The 20,604-nt window shown below is 69.5% G+C and carries 18 protein-coding genes; 11 read left to right on the top strand and 7 right to left on the bottom strand.

The window, feature by feature from the left end; all coding sequences use genetic code 11:
- Positions 1 to 564 precede the first annotated feature (564 nt).
- Positions 565 to 903, bottom strand: coding sequence for a hypothetical protein (locus E1202_RS22455; RefSeq protein ID WP_132685118.1), 339 nt, complete (start codon positions 901 to 903; stop codon positions 565 to 567).
- Between the two features lie 492 nt (positions 904 to 1,395).
- On the opposite strand from E1202_RS22455, the gene E1202_RS22445 reads away from it, so the two are divergent.
- The 4 genes from E1202_RS22445 (at position 1,396) to E1202_RS22430 (ending at position 6,840) form a co-directional block, all read left to right on the top strand.
- Positions 1,396 to 2,766, top strand: a complete 1,371-nt coding sequence (locus tag E1202_RS22445) for a helix-turn-helix domain-containing protein (RefSeq protein ID WP_132677158.1) — start codon at positions 1,396 to 1,398, stop codon at positions 2,764 to 2,766.
- A gap of 51 nt (positions 2,767 to 2,817) precedes the next feature.
- On the top strand, positions 2,818 to 3,732 hold the full coding sequence (locus tag E1202_RS22440) for a phosphotransferase family protein (RefSeq protein WP_235878866.1): 915 nt from the start codon (positions 2,818 to 2,820) through the stop codon (positions 3,730 to 3,732).
- A 181-nt stretch (positions 3,733 to 3,913) separates the two neighbouring features.
- Positions 3,914 to 4,222, top strand: coding sequence for a hypothetical protein (locus E1202_RS22435; protein ID WP_132677156.1), 309 nt, complete (start codon positions 3,914 to 3,916; stop codon positions 4,220 to 4,222).
- A gap of 200 nt (positions 4,223 to 4,422) precedes the next feature.
- A complete protein-coding gene (locus E1202_RS22430; RefSeq protein ID WP_132685116.1) occupies positions 4,423 to 6,840 on the top strand; it encodes an L-tyrosine/L-tryptophan isonitrile synthase family protein in 2,418 nt (805 codons plus the stop codon).
- Between the two features lie 142 nt (positions 6,841 to 6,982).
- On the opposite strand, the gene E1202_RS22425 is transcribed toward E1202_RS22430, so the two are convergent.
- From E1202_RS22425 to E1202_RS22415, 3 genes are read right to left on the bottom strand one after another with little or no spacing between them, the layout of a single operon-like run.
- Positions 6,983 to 7,525, bottom strand: coding sequence for a copper resistance CopC family protein (locus E1202_RS22425; RefSeq protein ID WP_132685115.1), 543 nt, complete (start codon positions 7,523 to 7,525; stop codon positions 6,983 to 6,985).
- Positions 7,522 to 8,253, bottom strand: a complete 732-nt coding sequence (locus tag E1202_RS22420) for a YcnI family copper-binding membrane protein (protein ID WP_132685114.1) — start codon at positions 8,251 to 8,253, stop codon at positions 7,522 to 7,524. Before E1202_RS22420 ends, E1202_RS22425 begins: the two co-directional genes overlap by 4 nt.
- 55 nt (positions 8,254 to 8,308) lie before the next feature.
- Positions 8,309 to 8,785, bottom strand: coding sequence for a hypothetical protein (locus E1202_RS22415; RefSeq protein ID WP_132685113.1), 477 nt, complete (start codon positions 8,783 to 8,785; stop codon positions 8,309 to 8,311).
- 459 nt (positions 8,786 to 9,244) lie between these two features.
- On the opposite strand from E1202_RS22415, the gene E1202_RS22410 reads away from it, so the two are divergent.
- The 5 genes from E1202_RS22410 to E1202_RS22390 are packed head-to-tail and all read left to right on the top strand — an operon-like array spanning position 9,245 to position 14,467.
- Positions 9,245 to 10,849: a BCCT family transporter gene (locus E1202_RS22410; protein WP_235878864.1), complete on the top strand. Its 1,605-nt coding sequence runs from the start codon at positions 9,245 to 9,247 to the stop codon at positions 10,847 to 10,849.
- A 4-nt stretch (positions 10,850 to 10,853) separates the two neighbouring features.
- Positions 10,854 to 11,501 carry an ABC transporter permease gene (locus E1202_RS22405; protein WP_132685111.1) on the top strand — a complete coding sequence of 216 codons (648 nt, stop codon included), beginning with the start codon at positions 10,854 to 10,856 and terminating at the stop codon, positions 11,499 to 11,501.
- Positions 11,494 to 12,708, top strand: a complete 1,215-nt coding sequence (locus E1202_RS22400; RefSeq protein ID WP_132685110.1) for an ABC transporter ATP-binding protein — start codon at positions 11,494 to 11,496, stop codon at positions 12,706 to 12,708. Before E1202_RS22405 ends, E1202_RS22400 begins: the two co-directional genes overlap by 8 nt.
- Positions 12,705 to 13,472 carry an ABC transporter permease gene (locus E1202_RS22395; RefSeq protein WP_132677141.1) on the top strand — a complete coding sequence of 256 codons (768 nt, stop codon included), beginning with the start codon at positions 12,705 to 12,707 and terminating at the stop codon, positions 13,470 to 13,472. Before E1202_RS22400 ends, E1202_RS22395 begins: the two co-directional genes overlap by 4 nt.
- Positions 13,469 to 14,467: a glycine betaine ABC transporter substrate-binding protein gene (locus E1202_RS22390; RefSeq protein ID WP_235878861.1), complete on the top strand. Its 999-nt coding sequence runs from the start codon at positions 13,469 to 13,471 to the stop codon at positions 14,465 to 14,467. The genes E1202_RS22395 and E1202_RS22390 overlap by 4 nt, the downstream gene beginning before the upstream one ends.
- Before the next feature lie 56 nt (positions 14,468 to 14,523).
- Here E1202_RS22390 and E1202_RS32290 read toward each other — a convergent pair whose 3' ends face one another.
- Positions 14,524 to 15,276 carry a DUF6474 family protein gene (locus tag E1202_RS32290; RefSeq protein WP_235878859.1) on the bottom strand — a complete coding sequence of 251 codons (753 nt, stop codon included), beginning with the start codon at positions 15,274 to 15,276 and terminating at the stop codon, positions 14,524 to 14,526.
- A 175-nt stretch (positions 15,277 to 15,451) separates the two neighbouring features.
- Here E1202_RS32290 and E1202_RS22380 point away from each other — a divergent pair, with 175 nt between their 5' ends.
- Positions 15,452 to 17,086, top strand: coding sequence for a TM0106 family RecB-like putative nuclease (locus E1202_RS22380; RefSeq protein WP_132685109.1), 1,635 nt, complete (start codon positions 15,452 to 15,454; stop codon positions 17,084 to 17,086).
- Between the two features lie 40 nt (positions 17,087 to 17,126).
- Here E1202_RS22380 and E1202_RS22375 read toward each other — a convergent pair whose 3' ends face one another.
- The gene (locus E1202_RS22375) at positions 17,127 to 17,885 is read right to left on the bottom strand and encodes an SDR family NAD(P)-dependent oxidoreductase (RefSeq protein WP_132685108.1); all 759 of its coding nucleotides are present in this window, start codon (positions 17,883 to 17,885) and stop codon (positions 17,127 to 17,129) included.
- A gap of 73 nt (positions 17,886 to 17,958) precedes the next feature.
- Entirely contained in the window at positions 17,959 to 18,915 is a 957-nt protein-coding gene (locus tag E1202_RS22370) for an aldo/keto reductase (protein ID WP_132685107.1), read from the bottom strand.
- Positions 18,916 to 19,075: 160 nt separating this feature from the next.
- Between E1202_RS22370 and E1202_RS22365 the strand changes: the two genes are divergently transcribed.
- Positions 19,076 to 20,383 (top strand): UDP-glucose dehydrogenase family protein, encoded by a 1,308-nt coding sequence (locus E1202_RS22365; RefSeq protein WP_132685138.1) that lies wholly within the window; start codon positions 19,076 to 19,078, stop codon positions 20,381 to 20,383.
- Positions 20,384 to 20,604 lie beyond the last annotated feature (221 nt).

Genomic DNA, 20,604 nt, shown 5'->3' with positions numbered 1-20,604 from the left:
CGAAGCCGGTTTCTCCTCACCCCACCCGAGCAACCGGCACCGCCGCGGGTTCTGAGGTGGTTCTCCTGTGAGGGCGCCTCGACGCCGTGTATTGGCTACATAGGTCGGGGCGCCCGGAGCAGGAGGACCACCTCAGAACCCGCTTCCCGCACCGCCCCGCAGGCCGACCACAGAGTCGTGCCAGTGAGCAGAACCCAAGACCCAACGGCGACACACCCGAACCAGACCGGCATCGAGAACGACCCAACACTCCACGAATGAGGAAAGGCCCTGGGCGCGAGTCGGGGAGGTCGCGTCCAGGGCCTTTTCCACCTCCGGGCCGTCCGGGGAAACGGTGATCCGGAGTGGTTGGAGTCCGCGGACCGGTACCGGTCGGGGGAGGGGAGTGCGTCAGCACCGGCCCGCGGAAGTCTTGTGTTGTCACAGCGGTGGAGCTTGGTGGCGGCCGACTCGCGTTGGCCGGGGTCGGGGATTCGCGACTAAGCGCTCATCGGCCGCCACCTGGCGGTTGCTCGGTCCCGGGTCGGGGAGGAGGTGCTGCTGTCCGGGTCCGAGTCCGCCGGCTTACGGCACCGGCGTGGCCGGCTGCAAAGCGTGCGCCGGTCGCAGGTGCCGTGCGGGACGGGGTGCGAGGGCTCCTGCTACCAGGTGTTCGTAGGCCGACTCCCACACCGAGCACGGTGCTTTCGTTGGGCGTCGACGTCCGGAGCACTCTGGGCAGTTGCCCTTCTCGTCGGCTTCGTGCGCGGTGAGCAGCGCCCGCCATCCCGCGGTCAGCCGCGGGAGTTCGGAGCGCGCCACGGAGAGCAGGGAGGAGGCGTCCGCGCGGTCGGCGAGCTCGGAAAGAACATCGAGCCGCTCACGCACCGCGCTGCGCAACACCTGCCCCAGGACCTCGTCCATGAGACGTCCACCGTCACTTTCTCGCCTGCGTTGCGGCATCCCGCAACGCCATCGACAACTGACCTGCACCACGGCTTTCGAGTTCCGCGGCGTGGCCGGGCGGTCCGACGAGCACCACCTTGTCCCTGTTGACGAGCACGGCCAGGTTCCGATGCGCGTTCGCGACATCGCGGCAGTCGACGTGCCACCAGCGACGGCGGTCGGCGGGTGCCGGAACGTGCGGGGTTCCGTCACCCTCCTGCCGCGAGTTCGTCGCTCGAATGTCCATCGCCTGTGCCCCAGATCCCGTCTGTGCTCGCTGCTTGCTGATGACTACATTGATGCCTGGCGGTCGCTTCGCCTAGAGGACAGGCGACGACCGGACCGAAGGCCGCGACGAGCGGTAAGCGGACTTCACCGCAACCGATCACCTCTACCGATACGGGCTTCACCGAGTTGCCGCAGTGCGCTTACTCTGCGAACAACGCCCGTTTGAGAGCGTCAGGGGGTCAAATGAACATCATCGGATCTGGCGGCTCGCCCGTTACTCCCGACGTCTGGAACGAGCGGGAGATGCGGGATGCGCTGGCCCGGAGGGACGTCAGCGAGGTCTACCGGCAACTGCGCCGGCACGGGGTCTCGCAGCGGCAGATCGCCGCCTCGACGGGCCAATCCCAGTCCGAGGTGTCCGAGATCCTCAAGGGTCGGCAGGTCATGGCGTATGACGTGCTGGCCCGAATAGCCGACGGGCTCGGCATCCCGCGGGGCTACATGGGCCTCGCCTACGACGGGGCGACCGCCATGCGGGTCGCGAAAGCGACGAACGCCCTGGAAGCTGAGGAGGACGAATCGGTGAAGCGTCGGAAGTTCCTGTCCCACGCGGCCGCGGTGACCATGGGCGCCGCGGTGTTCGGCACCGAAGACAGCGCTTGGGCGCCCGCCAACGCCCAGACTCCGGCTCCGGCGCGCATCGGCATGACCGATGTGCAGCAGATTCAGGCCGCCACCAAGGCCCTGCGTGACCTCGACTACCGATACGGCGGCGGCACCTGCCGCGACGCCGTGGTCGCCCAGCTTTCGTGGGCCCAGCAGCTGCTGGACTCCACCTCCAGCGATCCCGTCCGCAAGCAGCTGTTCGTGGCGCTGGCGGACATGCACAGCCTGGCCGGCTGGACCTCGTTCGACGTGGGCCTGCTGGACCCGGCGCGCAGCCACTTCGGCCGCGCACTGGAGTTCGCCAAGCGCGCCGACGACGACAGCCTCGTGGCCAGCGTGCTGTACCGGATGGGCCGGGTCTACCTGCACTACCAGGAGCCCAACGAGGCGTTGAAGCTGTTCCAGCTGGGCCAGATCGCGGCCCAGGAATCGGGTTCTTCGCTGACCGTCGCGGTGCTGTGCGCGAACGAGGCGTGGGCCTACGGGATGCTCAACAAGCCCGACCAGGTGCAGAAGATGGTGGGCCGCACCAAGGACGAGTTCGCCCGCGCCAACGTGGACGACGCTCCGGACTGGGTCCGCTTCTTCACCGAGAACGACCTGCACGGCATGATCGGCTCCGCGCACGACGCGCTGGCGGTGTTCGATCCCAAGAAGCACGCCTCGATCGCGGTCGCCGAGACCATCAAGTGCAACGAGGCCTATGGCGCGGACATGCAGCGGACCCACGTTTTCGGGTTGAGCCTGCAGGCAACCAACCACTTCCGGGCCGGCGACGTTCAGGAGGGCCTGAAGGTCGGGCGTCGTGCGCTGCAGTTCGGTGAGCGCGTGAAGTCCGCCCGGGTCGCCGACCGGCTCAAACCACTGGAGCTGGAAGCGGGCAAGAACCGGGCCAACTCGGATTCCCGTGACCTCTTCGAGGAAGTCCGGCGGTTCCGCCAGGCGTGAGGTCGCCCCGATCTGCGGGTGCGACCGGCCGGCGACGTCGGTGTTGAGAACATGAGCATGAAGACATACCAGGTTCAACAGGGTCAAAGCGTCCCCCCGGAGCTGGAACTGGCGCTGACCGAGATCTGCGAGACCGTCGGCCTGAACCCGCGTGGCGCTCGGCTGATCAGGTGCATCAACAACGGGGTTTTCCTGCTTCGGGACGAACCCGTGATCGTTCGCGTCGTGCTGTCCTCGTCGTTCGCCCACCGGGCGCGCACCGCCGTCGAGGCCGCGCACTGGCTCGCGATGCACGGGGTGCCCGCGGTGCGGTTGCTCCCGGGGGTGGAGCAACCGGTCAACTCCGGTGCGCACTGCGGGACGCTGTGGCAGTTCGTGCCCGAGGAGGGCCGGGTGCCGGGCAGCGCCGATCTGGGGAATCTGCTGCGCCAGATGCACTCCCAGCCGCTCGCCGAGGAGACGTTCAAGCCCTGGCGGCCGATGGCCGACATCCGGCGTCGGCTGAACGACGCGGTGGACATCGACCCGGAGGACCACGCGTTCCTCCAGCAGCGGTGCGATTACCTGGAGGAGCAGCTCGACGGGCTGGAGTTCCCGCTGCCGCGCGCGGTCATCCACGCCGACGCCCACCTGGGCAACGTGATCGGTGGTCCGGACGGCCCGCTGCTGTGCGATTTGGACTCGCTGTGCATCGGGCAGCCCGAGTGGGACCTGACGCCGATCGCGGTGGGCAGCCTGCGGATGGGCTATCCGGCCGAGTGGCACCGCGAGCTGGCCGACGCCTACGGCTTCGACATCACGTCGTGGGAGGGCTTCCCGGTGCTGCGCGAGCTGCGCGAACTCAAGATCACCACCGGGGTGCTGCCGATCCTGCGCACCAATCCGAGCGTGCGCGAGCAGCTGAGCTGGCGGCTGCGCACGATCCGGGAAGGCGATCTGGACACCCAGTGGGCGCCGTACAGCTGACGTCTCGTGTGGACGGAAGCATCCACTGACGCTTCCGGTCCAACCTTGATGCGTCCGATAGGGCGTTCTTGGTCGGTTTGCGGTGCCTTTCTGGTCGGTTTTGGTTACAGGATTCGACCTGAAGGGGTAAACCATACGAGCGAACTGGTGCATCGAGTGGTGCTAAGCGGATGGGCTGTCGATGAGGATCGCAGAGTTCTCGCCGGGTGAGCAGGCCCCGCGATCGCGCCGGGACCGAGCGCTCGCCAGCGCGCGGCTGCTGAACGAGATCGTGGACGACCACCTCGAGTCGATGCGACAGCTGCCGCCGGAACTCCGCGAGCCCTACGCCGAACACCTCGCCGAACTGGTGCTGGTGGCTCAGGCGTACCGGCATTACGCGGCGGGCTGGATCTCGCGTCGGGAGCTCCACCGACGTGCCCGCGCCGCGCTCCGGCGGATGGACGAGCCGAACGGGCTCGCTCCGGTGCAGTTCGTCGACGGTGAATGACCGCTCGCAGACTTGCGCGTCTTCGTCCTCCGGACCGCATCGCGGATCCGTGGGAGACCCGAATCTTCCCGCAGTGACCTGCGGGTTCGCCGATCGGTAGTCGTCGGTTTCGGTCGAACCGAACTCTCGCGCCTCCTCGCGCAGCCGCCATCCGCACACGTGGAAGGCCTGATGAGCGCTGCAATCGTTAAGGAGACGCGGTGTACGCAACCGGCACGCTGCCGGAACGCGCGCTGGAGGACCTCGCGCGCGACTCCCTTCTCGCGAAGTACTGCATGGTCGGAACCGCACCCCGCGGAACGATCCCGCTGGCGGAGCCGCTGGACATCGCCGAGGACGAGCTGGTCGAGCGCGTCGTGCGGCCCGTGGTGATCACGGTCCGGGGACTGCTGGCGGCCGGGAAGGTCCCGGTGGGCGAGCTCGGCGTGCACCTGCCGAGCGGCCGGGTGGTGGTGCCCCGCCTGGAGCCCGCCGACCCGGACCGCGTGGCCGAGGCGATCACCGTGCTGCACCGCAGGTTGACCGCGATCAGCCCGGAGGTCGCCGGCGTCCTCGCCCGCGAGCTGCGGTTCTGCTCGGCGGGGCTGCTGTCGGTGCTCGCGGGCGAACACCCGTGGAGCCCTCATCTGCATCACGTCCCCTCCGCCCAGCACGAGCTGCTCCAGCAGGTGTTGCGGCTGGTCAAGGACCGCTCGGCCGCGCACCGCAGGGACCCCGCGGTGCCGCGCCCGCTGGTCGCCCTCGATCTGGACTTCTGCGCCTTGCACCCGCGGGCGCGGGTGCGAGCGGCGCTCGCGGCGATCGGCGTGACCGGTCGGCTGCCGGTGCTGCCCGGCTTGTACGAGCCGGGGTGGCGGCGGTTCCGGGAGATCGCCGGGTTGCCGGAGGACGTGGAGCACGCGGAGTTCCGGCGGGCGATCTCATGGGACCGGGAGGCGCTGCTGACCGACGAGCTCGCGCCCGGCGTGCGGCAGTTCGCCGGCGACGTCGAGCAGGCCGGTGGTCGAGTGGTGCTGGTGACCGGGCGGCGGCACCGGATGCGGGCGGCCACCGAAGAGGCGCTGGCCCGGCACGGTCTCGGCCACCTCGACCTGCGCACCAGCGACGAGGGCGCGGACGTCGGCGAGCAGAAGGTCACCGCGCTGCGCGGCATGACCGGCTGGGAACCGGTGGCCGCCTTCGACGACAAGGCCGCCAACCTCGAGGCCCTCCGATCGGCGTTCCCGCAGGCCGTGGTGGTGCCGGTCGCCGCGCCGGGGTTCACCGGCGTCGACGAGCCGGACGCCATCGCGACCTTCGAGGCGCTGCCGCAGCCGACACCGCTGGGCCGGGGCCACCTGGCGAGACCCGGGTTGTCGCACGCCACCTCGATCGCCCAGCTCCGGCTCGGGGAGATGCGCACCCGGCCGACGCTGTGGCGGCAGGGCGTCCGGCTCTCCACCGACGAGCAGGCGGAGATCGTGCGGGAGCTGTGCCGGAAGGCGGAGGAGACCGGTGCCCGGCTAGGTGACCGGGTGGCGGCCATCGAGCTGGGGACGACGCGGGCGATCTGGCAGGTCATGCAGGCGAAGCTGTTCGGCGCGTCCCGCACGGCCTACCCGTGGGAGCAGGCCGATCACGATCTCTCGCGCGCGGTGGCCGAGGGCGAACCGGCCGAGCTGGTGCTGCTGGGACCGCCGACGAAGCAGGACGGGTCGCGCTTGAAAGCTCTGGGCGGCTTGCCGGACCTGGCCGAGGTGGCGATGCTCGCCCGGCTGTTGCAGCTCGACACCGCGGTGAGACGGGTGCACCCGCCGGGGATCCGGGTGACGGCGCTGGCCGACCCGAGCCACTTCCGGGTGCGCGACGTCAGCCGGTACCGCGGCTACCAGCGGGAGTTCCGGCGGATGTTGGACCTGACCGGGGCGGACCGGGTGGTCTCGGTGCGCAACATCGACGAGGCGGCGGCGGAGTTCGGGTGCGGTGATGCGGCGACGCGCGCCGAGTTGCTGGCCCACCACCGCGACCGCTACGAGTCGGCCGTGGCCGGGCTGGACGTGCGGGTCGATCCGCGCGGCGCGCTGGCCGAGGCCGACGAGCGCGATCCGGGCTGCGCCGGTCAGCCCAGGTTCGCGGAGATGTTCCGCTCGATCGTGCACGCGGTCGACGTCCCGGACGCCGGCGACGATCCGGTGGAGTTCTCCCGCCGGGTCTACGCCGACCCGTTCGACCTGGACGATCCGGAGCTGGGCGGGACTCGCCGCGAGCTGCTGGCCCTGGCCTGGGACGAGACGATCACGTACCTGGCCAACAAGCACGTGGACGCCGAGCTCGACTACGCCGCGATGTGGCGGCACGACCGGGTCCGGATGAGCCTGTCGCTGCGGCCGGAGCAGGGCCGGTTCCGCTTCGTGCCGCTGGGCGGGTCGGCGGTGATGCCGTGGCAGGGGACCGCGGCGCTGGGCAGGGGGAACGAGGTGTCGACGGACTTCGCGATCTCGCTGATCGACCAGTCCTACCTCCCGGTCTGGGGGCCGGAGGGCGGGTCGCAGCCGTGGTTCATGGTCCCGCCGAACCTGGTTCGCGAGGGGTCTCTGGACTCCGGGGTCGCGGGGGCGATCCAGCTCCGCACGAAGTGATCGAGGAATTCGCGCGGGAATCGGAACGCGGAATTCCACTGGAATCGTGATCGCGACTTCCGCCGAGTACGAGATCGGGAATTGCGCGGAAAGCGGAGCGGGAGGGCGCCCGGACGCGGAGTCCGGACACCCTCCCGGGGATTCACCTCTTCGGCGCGCCCAGGCGCAGGGCCAGGACCAGACCGGCGATCACGACCACGACCGCACCGGCGATCCACGGCCAGATCGGCATCCCACCGGAGTCGGATTCCGCCTGGTCAGCGGGCTGCCCGGAGTTCTGCCCGCCCTGCGGGCCGGGGGCCGGGGTGCCCTTGCCGGGGGCGGTCAGGGTGAAGCTGACCTTGCCCGGAACCGGGTGCCCGTCGCTGGACAGGATCCGGTAACCCACGGTGTAGGTGCCGGCCGGTCCGAGCTCGCGGACCGGGGCGATGACCGAGTTGCCCTCGACCCGAGCCGGTCCGTCCGTCCAGAACGAGCCGTCCGGACCCACCACGTTGACGGTGTTGTAGGACTCGCCCGCGCGGACCGGCTGGTCGAAGGTCAACCGGACCTCGCGCGGGCCCGCGGACAGCTGCGCGCCCTCGGCCGGATCGCTGCCGACCAGCACGTTGTGCGCGAGCGCCGGAGCGGCGCCGCCGATGAGCGCGGCCAGTGCGAACGCGCCGACGGTCAGCAACCGCCTCATGACGCGTCCCCACCGGAACGACGTCCGCGCAGCAGGGCGCCGCCGCCGACGCCGAGGCCCAGCGCACCGACGATCAGCCCGGCGCCGCCGAGGTAGCGGGCCGTGTCGTCCGATGATCCGTGCTGGTCGGCTTCCTGTCCGCCGGATCCGGACGGCGTTCCGCCGTGGCTGTGGCCGCCGCCTTCCGCGGCGACCAGCTTCAGCACCGGTGCCGGGTGCTCAGGCTCCTCGCCGCTCGGGGGCGTCGGCTGGTTCCAGTCCACGACCTTGCCGTTGTCGTAGGTCTGGGTGGTGGGCAGCATCAGCTCGTCGGCGTTCTCCGGCAGCGCTCCCAGCGTGGCCTCGAACTCGTTGAACTCGTTCGGCCCGATCCGGGTGCCCGGCTGCGCGGTCCAGGTGATGCTGCGGACCGCCTCGGTGACCTGCGCACCGTCCACCATCACCGGCGGGATCTGCGCCTTCTCCACCTGCGCGGTCCAGCCGGGGATCGGCTTGGTGCGCACCGAGCTCAGCGGGTGCTGCTCGGGGAGCTGGACCTTGACCTGGACGGTCCCGGCCACCGGGTCCTCGTTGGGAACCCGGAACGCGATTTTGGCGTAGCCGCCCTTCTCGGCCTCTTCAGGCTGTGCGCTCACGTGCGCGTAGGCGGGAGCGGTGCCCATTGCGAGGGCGATGCCGCCCGCGGTGATCCAACTCGCGGACCGCGCCAGGAATCGATTTGTCGACATGTTCTCTTGGAATCTCCCGTGCTCGTTCGGACAATCGCGCGCGTGTATGCGCGATTCAACGAAATGGCAATGATCGAACAGCGATATACACCGGATCGTTGCTTTCTGCGGGAGATTTCGGGGGGCCGCGGCGGCCGTGAATCCGCTGGTAGATCAGTTGGGCGAGGGTCCGCGGCACCGGCGCGGGCACGCAGACCGCAGGCGGTGGCGTCACAACCGGTAACGGCGTCGTCTTCCTGGGGAAGATGGCTTGCAACAACCGGGTGACTACGAACAGTACCTGTTCGGCATGAGCCATGACCAGCGCCGTCAGCAGCGTGACGATCACGTGGCCGAGGGTCATCAGCCACGGCGAGACCGGGATCGGGGAGGGGCCGTGGAGGTGCCCGGAACCGTGGTGGCCGAGGGCGGTCAGCTCGAGAAAGAAGTGAAGTGCCAGTTGGCTGACCGCGAGTGCCCCTAGAATGCCCCACGACCCGCGCTTGCGATCAGCGAGTGCCACCCCGGCACCGGTCAGCAGAACGGTGATCACGACGGTCGTTCCCACGCCTGGGAGCGACCCGCCCGCGGCCGCGTGAGCGGCTACGGACAGTGACGCCGCTGTGCAGGCCACACCGGCACCGCGCAGGACGCGCAGAGCGCCCTGCGTAGGTGTCAGACCAGCCTTCACGGTTGGTCAGTCTAGGTGTCGGTTCGGCCACGCTGACCGCAGGTGAGCTTGCCTTGTTAACCCGATTGGGTCACGGTTTATAGGTTGCCGACGATTTGGAGCCACCAACTGCCCGAATAAGCGGTTCGATTGGTTCCGAAAACGTCGTAACCGACGACGGAGAGGAGGGGGCGTCGCCGAAAGTCGGCGCCGATACCTGTGTCGACCGAAACTGAACAAAGTGGGGGACCCGCCAAGGGCGGTCATTCCTCCGAACCAGATGCCGAGTTCCTCGGCAAACCCAGAACGGACTGGGTCGTCTTCGGTGTCACTGCGCTCATCATGTTCGCGGTGGTCGCGTGGGGCGCTTTGGCGACCGATTCGCTCAGCAACGCCTCTTCGACGGCGTTGACCTGGCTGATCAAGAACACCGGCTGGGGCTTCGTGCTCGCGGCCACCGGGTTCGTGGTCTTCGCCCTGTTCCTGGCCTTCAGCAAGTACGGCAGGATCCCGCTGGGCGGTGACGGCGAAGGACCCGAGTTCCGCACGGTGTCCTGGATCGCCATGATGTTCAGCGCCGGTATGGGCATCGGCCTGATGTTCTACGGCGTGAGCGAGCCGCTGAGCCACTTCGTCTCCCCGCCGCCGGGCACCGTCCCGGGCGAGAGCGAAGAGGCCATCAACACGGCCATGTCGACCTCGTTGTTCCACTGGACCCTGCACCCGTGGGCGATCTACGCGGTGGCGGGTCTGGCGATCGCCTACAGCAGCTTCCGCCGCGGTCGCAAGCAGACCATCTCGGGCGTCTTCACGCCGCTGATCGGCAAGAAGGCCGCCGAGGGCCCGCTGGGCAAGGTCATCGACATCCTGGCGCTGTTCGCGACGCTGTTCGGCTCCGCGGCCTCGCTGGGTCTGGGTGCGCTGCAGATCAAGGCCGGTATGCAGGCGGCCAACTGGCCGATCGGTGAGGCCGGCACCAACGTGCTGGTCGGCATCATCGCCGTGCTGACGCTCTGCTTCATCCTCTCCGCGGTCTCGGGCGTGGAGAAGGGCATCCAGTGGCTGTCCAACATCAACATGGTGCTGGCCGCCATCCTGGCTCTGTTCGTCTTCATCCTCGGCCCGACCGTGTTCATCCTGGACCTGCTGCCCACCGCGGTCGGTTCCTACATGAGCGAGTTCGGACAGATGGCATCGCGCGCCGGTGCCACCGGTGGCGCGGAGATGCAGGACTGGCTGAGCAGCTGGACCGTCTTCTACTGGGCCTGGTGGATCTCCTGGACGCCCTTCGTGGGCATGTTCATCGCCCGGATCAGCCGGGGCCGCACGATCCGCCAGTTCATCGGTGGCGTGATGCTGGTGCCCAGCGTCGTGAGCCTCGTGTGGTTCGCGATCTTCGGTGGTGCCTCGATCGACACCCAGAAGGGTGGCACCAACGTCTACGGCGACGGCAGCGCGGAGGCGCAGACCTTCGCGGTGCTCGACCACCTGCCGCTGGCGATGGTCACCGCCGTCCTGGTGATGGTCCTGGTCGCGATCTTCTTCGTCTCCGGTGCCGACGCCGCGTCCATCGTGATGGGCACGCTGTCGCAGCGGGGCGCGATCGAGCCGAGCAAGTGGGTCGTCATCTTCTGGGGTGCCGCCACCGGTGCGGTCGCCGCGGTGATGTTGGTGATCGGCCAGGACAAGGCGCTGGAAGGCATCCAGAACCTCACGTTCATCGGTGCGCTGCCGTTCGCGATCGTGATGATCTTCATGTGCGTGGCCATGCTCAAGGACCTGCGCTCCGACGACATCACCGTTCGCGACCAGAAGGGTGCGGAGGTGCTCGAGCAGGCCGTCATCGCCGGTACTGAAGAGCACGACGGCGAATTCCAGCTGGTCACGACTCCTGCGGAACCCTCTGACGAGGAGTCCGAATCGGCGGAAGCCGGCAAGAAAGAGTAAATAATTGAATCTCCTGGACTACGTTGCATCCAGGTGGCAATCGTTGCTGGTGAACTCGTACCAGCACGTCAGCATGGTGATTCAGTGCATCCTGCTGGCAACGATCATCGGTGTCCTGGTCGGGGTTGCGGTCTACCGCAGCCCCGCCGGGGCGGCGATCGCCACCGCTCTCTCCAGCGCGATCCTGACGATCCCGTCCTTCGCGCTCTTCGGCCTGCTGATCCCGGTGTTCGGCCTGGGAGTGGCCCCGTCGGTGGTGACGCTCGTGCTCTACGCGTTGTTGCCGATCGTGCGGAACACGATCGTCGGCCTGTCCAACGTCGACCAGCCGATCCTGGACGCGGCGCGAGGAATCGGCATGAACCGGTTCAGCGTTCTCACCCGCGTCGAACTCCGCCTCGCTTGGCCGGCGATCCTCGCCGGCATGCGGGTGAGCGCCCAGATGTTGATGGGCATCGCCGCCATCGCCGCCTACGCCAAGGGTCCCGGTCTCGGGAACCTGCTGTTCATGGGCCTGGGCCAGCTGGGCGGCGCGAACGCGCTGAACATGGCCCTCGCAGGCACTGTCGGGGTGGTCATCTTGGCGCTGGTGCTCGACGCGTTGTTCGTGCTGTTCGGGCGGTTAACGACTTCGAGAGGTATCCGTGGCTGACGACGACAAGAAGACCGCCGGGCACGGCGTGGAGATCAAGCTCGAAGAGGTCTCCAAGCGCTACCCGGGGCAGAAGCAGGCGGCCGTCGAGTCGGTGACCATGACGATCCCCGCTGGGGAGACGGTGGTGCTGGTCGGACCCTCGGGTTCGGGCAAGACGACCACCATGCGCATGATCAACCGCTTGATCGAACCGACCTCCGGCAAGATCAGCATCGGCGGGCAGGACGTGCTCGGCCTGGACGCGGACAAGCTGCGTCGCGAGATCGGCTACTCCATCCAGCAGGCCGGCCTGTTCCCGCACATGACCGTCGGCGACAACGTCGGCATGGTCCCGGGCCTGGTCGGCTGGGACAAGAAGCGCACGTCCGAGCGAGTGGACGAGATGCTCGACCTGGTCAACCTAGACCCGGCCGAGTACCGGGACCGCTACCCGCGGCAGCTCTCCGGTGGACAGCAGCAGCGCGTCGGCGTCGCCCGCGCGCTCGCTGCCAACCCGCCGGTGCTGCTGATGGACGAGCCGTTCGGCGCGGTGGACCCGATCACCCGCGGTGTGCTGCAGGACGAGCTGATGCGCCTGCAGGCAGACCTGGGTAAAACGATCGTGTTCGTCACGCACGACTTCGACGAGGCGGTCAAGCTCGGCGACCGGATCGCGGTGCTGGGCGAGCGCTCGAAGATCCTGCAGTACGACACCCCGGAAGCGATCCTGACCAACCCGGCCGACGACACCGTCGCCGGATTCGTCGGGGCGGGCGCGGCCCTCAAGCAGCTCACGCTGCGCCGCGTGCGCGAGATCGAGGTCGGCGAGGTTCCGACCGCGACGGTCGACGACTTACCTTCGGTGCTGCGCGAACGTCTGGGCACCCGCCGTGGCGCGATCGGCTTGGTGCTCGACAAGCGCAACCGCCCGCTGCGCTGGGCGACCGCACGCGAGGCGGGTTCGGTCTCCGACCTGTCGCGGGCCGGCCGTCCGGTGGAGGACTCGGTGTCGCGGGCCTCGACCCTGCAGGACGCCCTCGAGGCGATCCTGACCGACGACGACGGGGTGGCCGTGGTCGTGGGCTCTCGCGGTGAGTACGTCGGCGTGGTCGACATCGACACCGTGATGAACACGATCAAGGCGCTGCGCGAGGAGAACGCCTCCGACGACGCGGAGGAGCCCGCGGGGTCGGACGCCGCCGGGTCTGGGGCTGACGCCTCATGAGCAGCACTTTCGCTTCCGACTCCGGGTCCGGCAGCGCCGAGCGGCTGCGGCTGCTCGCGCAGCCGGTGACCGTGGTGGTGCTGGTCGCGGCGGTGCTGGGCTGGGCGTTCACCAGGGACAACGACGAGGTGACGCTGCGCAGCCTCAACTCGACGACGATCCTGAGCCTGACCTGGACGCACTTCCTGATCAGCATCGCGGTGGCGCTGATCGTGGTGCTGGTCGCGGTGCCGCTGGGCGTGCTGCTCAGCCGCAGCTGGGCCCGCCGCATCGCACCGCTGGTGATCGGCATCGCCAACATCGGCCAGGCGGCGCCCTCGATGGGTCTGCTGGTGCTGTTCTTCCTGTTCACCGGCGGTTCCACCGGGTTCTGGATCGCGACGCTGCCGATCGCCTTCTACGCGCTGCTGCCGGTCCTGCGCAACACCATCGTGGGGCTGCAGTCGGTGGACGCGTCGCTGGTCGACGCGGGTCGCGGCATCGGCATGTCCGGCGCGAGCGTGCTGATGCGCATCGAGATGCCGCTGGCCGTGCCGTTCATCCTCGCCGGTCTGCGGACCGCGCTGGTGCTGGCGGTGGGAACCGCGACGCTGGCTCTGTTCGTCGGCGCGGGTGGCCTCGGCGAGCTCATCGACACCGGTTACAAGCTCAACGACTACACGGTCATGATCGTCGGCTCGGTGCTGGCGATGGCGCTGGCGCTGCTGGTCGACTGGCTCGGCGCGCTGGCCGAGACCTACCTGTCGCCGAGGGGGTTGCGATGAATCTCCGCAAGCGCAGTCGTGCGCTCAAGGCGGCCTCGCTGGCGATGGCCGGGTTGATGCTGTCGGGATGCGGGCTCAGCTCGGGTTCGTCGGTTCCGCTGGCGGTGGAGCCGGGCATCATCCAGCCCGTTCCGGAGCTGGAGGGCCAGACGATCACGGTGGGCTCGAAGAACTTCACCGAGCAGCTCATCATGGGCTACCTCGGCGAGTTCGCGCTGGCCGCGGCCGGTGCCAACGTGCGGGACCTGAGCTCCATCCAGGGCTCGACCACCGCGCGCAACGCGCTGACCAACGACCAGATCGACATCCTGTGGGACTACACGGGCACGTCCTGGGTCAACTACAACGGCAACACCGACCCGATCCCGGACGCCCGCGCCCAGTTCGAGGCCGTCAAGAAGCAGGACCTGGAGCGCAACGGCGTGGCCTGGGTCGCGGTCGACTACCAGGTGGACAACACCTACGCGTTCGCCGTGAACCAGGACGCCGCCAAGCGCCTGGGCGTGCAGAAGAACTCGGACATCCCGAGGATCATGGCCGAGCACCCGGAGGACGCCACGTTCTGCGTGGACACCGAGTTCGCCAGCCGCAACGACGGTCTGCCGGGCGTGGAGGAGACCTACGGGTTCAAGACCGACCCGAGCAAGGTCAAGGTCCTCACCGAGGGTGCGATCTACCAGGCCACGGCGCAGGGGACGTGCACGTTCGGCGAGGTGTTCACCACCGACGGCCGGATCAAGTCGCTGAACCTGAAGGTGCTGGCCGACGACAAGCAGTTCTTCCCCCGGTACAACATCGGGGTCACCCTCCGCGACGAGATGCTGAAGCGCTACCCGCAGCTGGCGCAGGTCTTCCAGCCGATCTCGGAGAAGTTGACCAACGAGGAACTGATGAAGCTCAACGCGCAGGTCGACGTCGAAGGCCGGGACCCGGCCGACGTCGCGCGTGACTGGATGGCCGAACAGGGCCTGGTGAAGATCCCCGGTCAGAGCTGATTCACCGCTGCGAGTGGTGGGGCGTCTCCGCGACAGGAGGCGCCCCACCTCCGTCTTCACCCGGTCGGCACGCCGAAGCGGGTGAGCAGTTCGCTCTCGATGCGCGAGAGCTCCTGGTCGACCGCGCGGTGCGCCGACCTGCGGCGCGGCGAGGGCATCCGCTCGGCGGCGCGGACCGCGCTGGTCAGCTGCGCGAGGCGGGCTTCGGCCTGGTCGGCGTAGGTCCTGGCGTGGCCGCGCTCCTCACCGGTGGACTGCTCGCGCAGGTCGCGCAGGGCGACCGAGTCGCCGGCGATCCGGGCGTGCAGCGAGGCCCCGTGGCCGGTGAACTTGCCGAGGTCGTCGACCGGGACGCCCAGCTTGCGGGCGCGGGAGCGGTCGTAGCTCTCACGCACCGTGCTCACCGCGCGCAGGGCGAACGGCAGGAGCACCGGACCGACGATCTTGGCGATCCCGACGATCTTCTTGGCGTTGCCGGGGGTGACCGTCCCGAACTCGCCCTTCTTGATCGCCTTCGCCGTCTGCTTGTCGGCCTTGAGCAGCGCCTTCGCCGCCTTCTTGCCGACCGGCGCGGACGTCAGCGGCGGGGGCGTCGCGGGATCGGCCTGCTGCGCGGGAGCGCTCTGGGCAGCCGGTTTCCGGGCGGCCTTCTTCTCGGCGGCCTTGCTGCGGGCCGCCGCCTTCCGGGCCGCCTTGTCGATCTGGCGTCGCGCCTTGTTCTCGGCCTTCGTCTTCTTGACGGCGCACTTCCGGCACCCCCGCTGGGCACCCTGAGTGATCTTCCCGCGTCGCCTGGCGAGTTTCCTCACCGCGCACACCTCCCCGGATCCGCGAATTCCCAGCACCGCGATCACCATAAGTCCGGATGGACGAGCGCACGAAAGCAGAACGCGATCGGGTGTGCACCGGGAGTGGTCGACGCAGGCACGCGATGTCACCGGGGTGATGGGCGCGGCTGTCGGGGCCACCGCATACCCTTTACCCGTGAAGGATGAGGTGCTGCTCGACGCAGGCGTGGTGACGCGTTGCCGTCGACGCGTGCACCTGGAGAACGATCCGGAGATGCGCGACGTCTCGACCGCGCCCCTGGACCTGGGCGTCGAGCAGCGCATCGCCGACGCCGCCGAGCACCGCCGCTCCGTCGCCGCCCAGCTGGGCGAGCTGCTGGGCGCGGACTGGACCGAGATCCCGCGAGGAGCGACCTACGCCGACCGCGCGCGGCTCACCCTCGACGCGATGGGCGAGGGCGTTCCCCACATCTCCGGCGCGCAGCTGCCCGACGACGCCGAAGGCGGTCGCCGCGGCGCGATCGACCTGCTGGTGCGCAGCGGCAACGGCTACGTCCCGGTCCTGGTGGTCCGGCACAAGATCACCGACCCCGGTAGCGGAGCGAAGGTTTCGCCGATCGAGCGACCGGTGCCCGAGGCCGCGAAGGTCGACACGACCCGCAAGGTTCGCCCGCAGCCCCGCGACCAGCTCCGGCTGGTGCACGCGGTCCGGCTGCTGGAGGCGTGCGGCCACGGCGCGGGCGACCGCACGGCCGGTGCGATCGGCGTGGAGGCCGACGTGGTCGTCTGGCACGACCTGCGCAGCCCCAACTGGCCCGGCGGGCGCACCGCGCTCGCCGAGTACGACGCGCGCTTCGGCGACCGGCTCGCGGTGGCCACCGCCGCCGCCCGGGGCGACGATCCGCTGGCGCAGCCCTCCCGGATCACCGAGTGCCGCGGCTGCCCGTGGTGGCCGACCTGCGAGTCCCAGCTGCGCGACCGGCGCGACGTGAGCCTGGTGGTGCGCGGCGAGGACGCCACCGCGCTGCGCGAGCGGGGCATCGGCACGATCGACCAGCTGGCGGCCACTCCGCTGGAGGGCGCCGAGGACCTGCAGCTCACCGGCGTGCGCAACACCGATGCGATCCTGCTGGCCAAGGCGTGGCTGCGGGAGATGCCGCTGGTGCGGCGGGTCCGCGATCTCGACGTGCCGCGCGGTGACGTCGAGATCGATGTGGACATGGAGAGCTACGCCGACGCCGGCGCCTACATGTGGGGCTGCTGGCTGTCGGGCACCGACATCGGCGAGGAGCAGGGCTACCGGGCGTTCGTCACCTGGGAGCCGCTGCCGGACGACGACGAGGCCCGGTCGTTCGCGGAGTTCTGGAGCTGGTTCACCGGCGTCCGCCGCAAGGCCTTCGAGCGCGGTCTGAGCTTCCGCGCCTACTGCTACAACGAGCTGGCGGAGAACCGCTGGATGCTGGCCTCGGCCGAGCGCTTCGCCGGCAAACCCGGTGTCCCACCGGTCTCCGAGGTCAAGGAGTTCATCAACTCCGCCGAGTGGGTCGACCTGTTCGCGGTGGTCCGCGATCAGTTCCTGTGCCCGAACGGCAAGGGCCTCAAGGTGATCGCCCCCAGCGCCGGGTTCGGCTGGCGCGATCCGGAGGCCAGCGGCGAGAACTCGATGCGCTGGTACCGCGACGCGGTCGCGCTGGACGGCGGCGAGCGGGACCTCACGCAGCGCGAACGCCTCCTCACCTACAACGAGGACGACGTCCGCGCCACGTACACGATCCGGACCTGGATGACCTCGGACGCGGCGGACCAGATCCCCTACGCTGAAGACCTCTGACGCGCACGAGAGCGTCCTCCCGGACCGCTCATCACGCGATCTAGCGAGGGGCCATGCGGAGCGCTCCGTCCATGCGGATGACCTCGCCGTTGAGGTAGTCGTGCTCGACGATGTCGAGCGCCAGCTGCGCGTAGTCCTCGGGGGTGCCGAGGCGCTTGGGGAACGGGACGCCGTCGGCCAGGCCCTGCCGGAACTCGTCGCTGACGGTCGCCAGCATCGGGGTGTCCACGATGCCCGGGGCGATGGTCATGACCCGGATCCCGCTCGACGACAGGTCGCGGGCGGCGGGCAGGGTCAGGCTCGCGACGCCGCCCTTGGACGCAGCGTAGGCGGCCTGCCCGATCTGGCCGTCGTAGGCCGCCACCGACGCGGTGTTGATCACCACGCCGCGCTGTCCGTGCTGGTCGGCCTCGGTCTCGCCGATCGCGGCGGCGGCCAGCCGCATGACGTTGAAGCTGCCGAGCAGGTTGATCTCCAGGACCTTGCGGAACAGGTCGAGGTCGTGCACGCCCTTGCGGCCGGCGATGCGGGCCGAGGGGCCGATTCCCGCGCAGTTCACCAGGATCCGCAGCGGGTTGCCGGAGCCCGCGGCCTGCTCGACGGCGGTCTGCACCTGGTCGGCGTCGGTGACGTCGGCGGCGGTGTAGGTGATGCCGTCGACGATCGGAGCCTTCTCGATCGCGCCCGGCAGGTCCACCGCGAACACCTTCGCGCCCCGCCCGGCCAGCGCTCGTGCCGTCGCGGCCCCGAGCCCGGAGGCGCCTCCGGTGACGATCGCTGCGGTGTCGGTGATCTGCATTCTGAACGTTCCTCCGTCTTTCGTGGTCACTTCGCTCGGCGAGCCGCGCTGATGGCGACGGCTCCGCCGCCGGTCACGCCGCCGGGCAGATGCTGTTCAGCGTCGCGAGGTCGTCCGGTCCCGGGACCCAGTTCGCGGTCTGCGCGTTTGCCTGGACCTGGTCGGGGGTGGTGGCGCCGGCGATGACCGAGGCGACCGGGTCCTGCGCGGCGAGCCAGCCGAGCGCCACGGTGCTCATCGTGATGCCGCGCTGCTCGGCGAAGATCCGCAGCTTCTCGATCCGCTCCCACGGAGCGTCGGCCAGCAGTTGCGCGCGCCCGGCCAGCCTGCTGTCCGCCGGAGGGATCTGGTCTCGCCGGTACTTGCCGGTCAGCAGGCCGTTGGCCAGCGGGAAGTACGGCAGCAGGCCGAGCCCGAAGCGCTGCGTGGCGGGCACGACCTCGCGTTCCACCTCGCGGGAGAGCAGCGAGTAGTGGTGCTGGCTGGACACCGGCGCGGTCAGGCCCGCCGAGTTCGCCGTCCAGGACGCGTCGGCCACCTGCCAGCCGGGCAGGTTGCAGTGCCCGACGTAGCGGATCTTGCCCTCGCGGACCAGGTCGTCGAGCACCGAGAGGGTTTCCTCCAGCGGTGTCAGCGGGTCCGGCCGGTGCAGCTGGTACAGGTCGATCCAGTCGGTTCCCAGCCGTCGCAGCGAGGACTCCACCGCGCGGCGCACGTAGCGGCGGGAACCGCGGGCGCCGAAGTCCGGACCGTTGGTGCCCTGCATGTCCATGCCGAACTTGGTGGCGATGACCGCCAGGTCGCGCCGCCCGGACAGGGACTGCCCGAGCAGCTCCTCGCTGCGTCCGCGAGGTGAGCCGTAGGCGTCGGCCACGTCGAAGAAGGTGATGCCGGCATCCAGCGCCGCGTCGACGACGGCGCGGGCTCCGGCGAGGGTTTCGGTGGCGGTACCGGGTCTTCCGAGGTTGTTGCAGCCGAGACCGACCGCGCTCACCGCGAGACCCGATTCCCCCAGACGTCGCTGATCCACGCGCGCAGCCTAAACGGCAGGTTCCCAACTCGTCACCTGCGACATATAGCTCGTGAACTCTGAGCGAAGCGGGTTTTCCCAGCTCGAAGATGTGCCACGATCGATTTTCGAGGGGGCAGAGGCGACCGCCTGGTCGTACGAGGTGAAGGGGTTGGGGCCTGTGTTCGCCCGTCGAATCGTCGTTGTCGGCACCGGGTACGTCGGACTGACCACCGGTGCGTGTCTGGCTTCGCTCGGCCACCGGGTGGTGTGCAGCGATGTCAACGAGGAGAAGGTCGCCGAGCTGTCCCGCGGCGAGGTCCGCATCCACGAGCCCGGCCTGGCCGAGCTGGTGCAGGAGGGGATCGCCGCCGGGCGACTGGAGTTCGTCGTCGGTTCCGCCGGTGCGGTCGCCGAGGCCGAGGTCGTGTTCCTGTGCGTGCCGACCCCGATGGGTTCCGGCGGCGCCGCCGACCTGGCCGTGGTGGAGGCCGTCGCCCGCGAGGTCCGCGACGTGCTGCCCACCGGGTGCGTGATGGTCACCAAGTCGACGGTTCCGGTGGGGACCTCGAAGCGGCTCGCCGAGCACCTGGGCCGCGAGGACGTCGCGGTGGTCAGCAACCCCGAGTTCCTGCGCGAGGGCTCGGCGGTGCACGACTTCCTCAACCCGGACCGCATCGTCGTCGGTTCCGACACCCAGGACGCCGCTGAGCGCGTCGCCGCCCTCTACGCCCGGCTGGGCGCGCCGACGGTGCTCACCGACGCCGCCAGCGCGGAGATGGTGAAGTACGCGGCGAACTGCTTCCTGGCCACCAAGCTGTCCTACGTCAACGCGATCGCGGAGCTGTGCGAGCAGCTGGGCGCGGACATCACCGACGTCACCGAGGGCATGGGCTACGACCGGCGGATCGGCCAGTCGTTCCTGCAACCCGGGCCTGGCTGGGGCGGTTCCTGCCTGCCCAAGGACACCGCGGCGCTGCTGCAGGTGGCCGAGGCGGTCGAGTTCGACTTCCCGCTGCTGCAGGCCACCATCTCGTCGAACTCCCACCAGCGGCAGCGGATGGTCGGCAAGGTCCGCGAGGCCTGCGGCGGTTCGCTGGACGGCGAGCGGATCGGGCTGCTGGGCCTGACGTTCAAGGCCGGCACCGACGACCTGCGCGACTCGCCCGCGCTGGAGGTCGCCCAGCTGCTGGGTGAGCAGGGCGCCGAGCTGATCGCCTACGACCCGGGGCTGCGCGGCGACGAACCGGAGCTGCCCGCCGGGCTGACGCTGGTCGACGACCCGTACCAGGCGGCGAAGGGAGCGTCGGCGCTGGTGCTGCTCACCGAGTGGCAGGAGTTCCGCGCCCTGGACTGGAACCTCATCGCCGAAGCCCTCAACGGCCTGGTCGTCGTCGACACCCGCAACCACCTCGACCCCGACGTCCTCCGCCGAGCCGGCCTGTCCTGGCGAGGAGTCGGCCGAACCCCGGTCGTCGCCCTCTCCTGAACCCCGGGTTGCGGCCCTTCCTCAACCCACCGCCCCTGGACTCCTCGATGACCGCACCGAGAACCCTGGGCTGACCCGATCACCGCCTCGATCCGAACCCGGATTACCGCCGCAATCAGGAACCCGAGAACGGCCGTGATCGGGGACCTGAATTCGGCCGTGATCGGGTCACCTGCGTCGAAAACCGGTGGGGCGAGGTGGATGAGGGGTGGGTTGGGACC

The sequence above is a fragment of the Saccharopolyspora karakumensis genome (assembly GCF_004349225.1).
Taxonomy (GTDB): domain Bacteria; phylum Actinomycetota; class Actinomycetes; order Mycobacteriales; family Pseudonocardiaceae; genus Saccharopolyspora; species Saccharopolyspora endophytica.
Note: the sequence above shows the minus strand (reverse complement) of the source record. Positions and strands in the feature narration are given on the sequence as shown.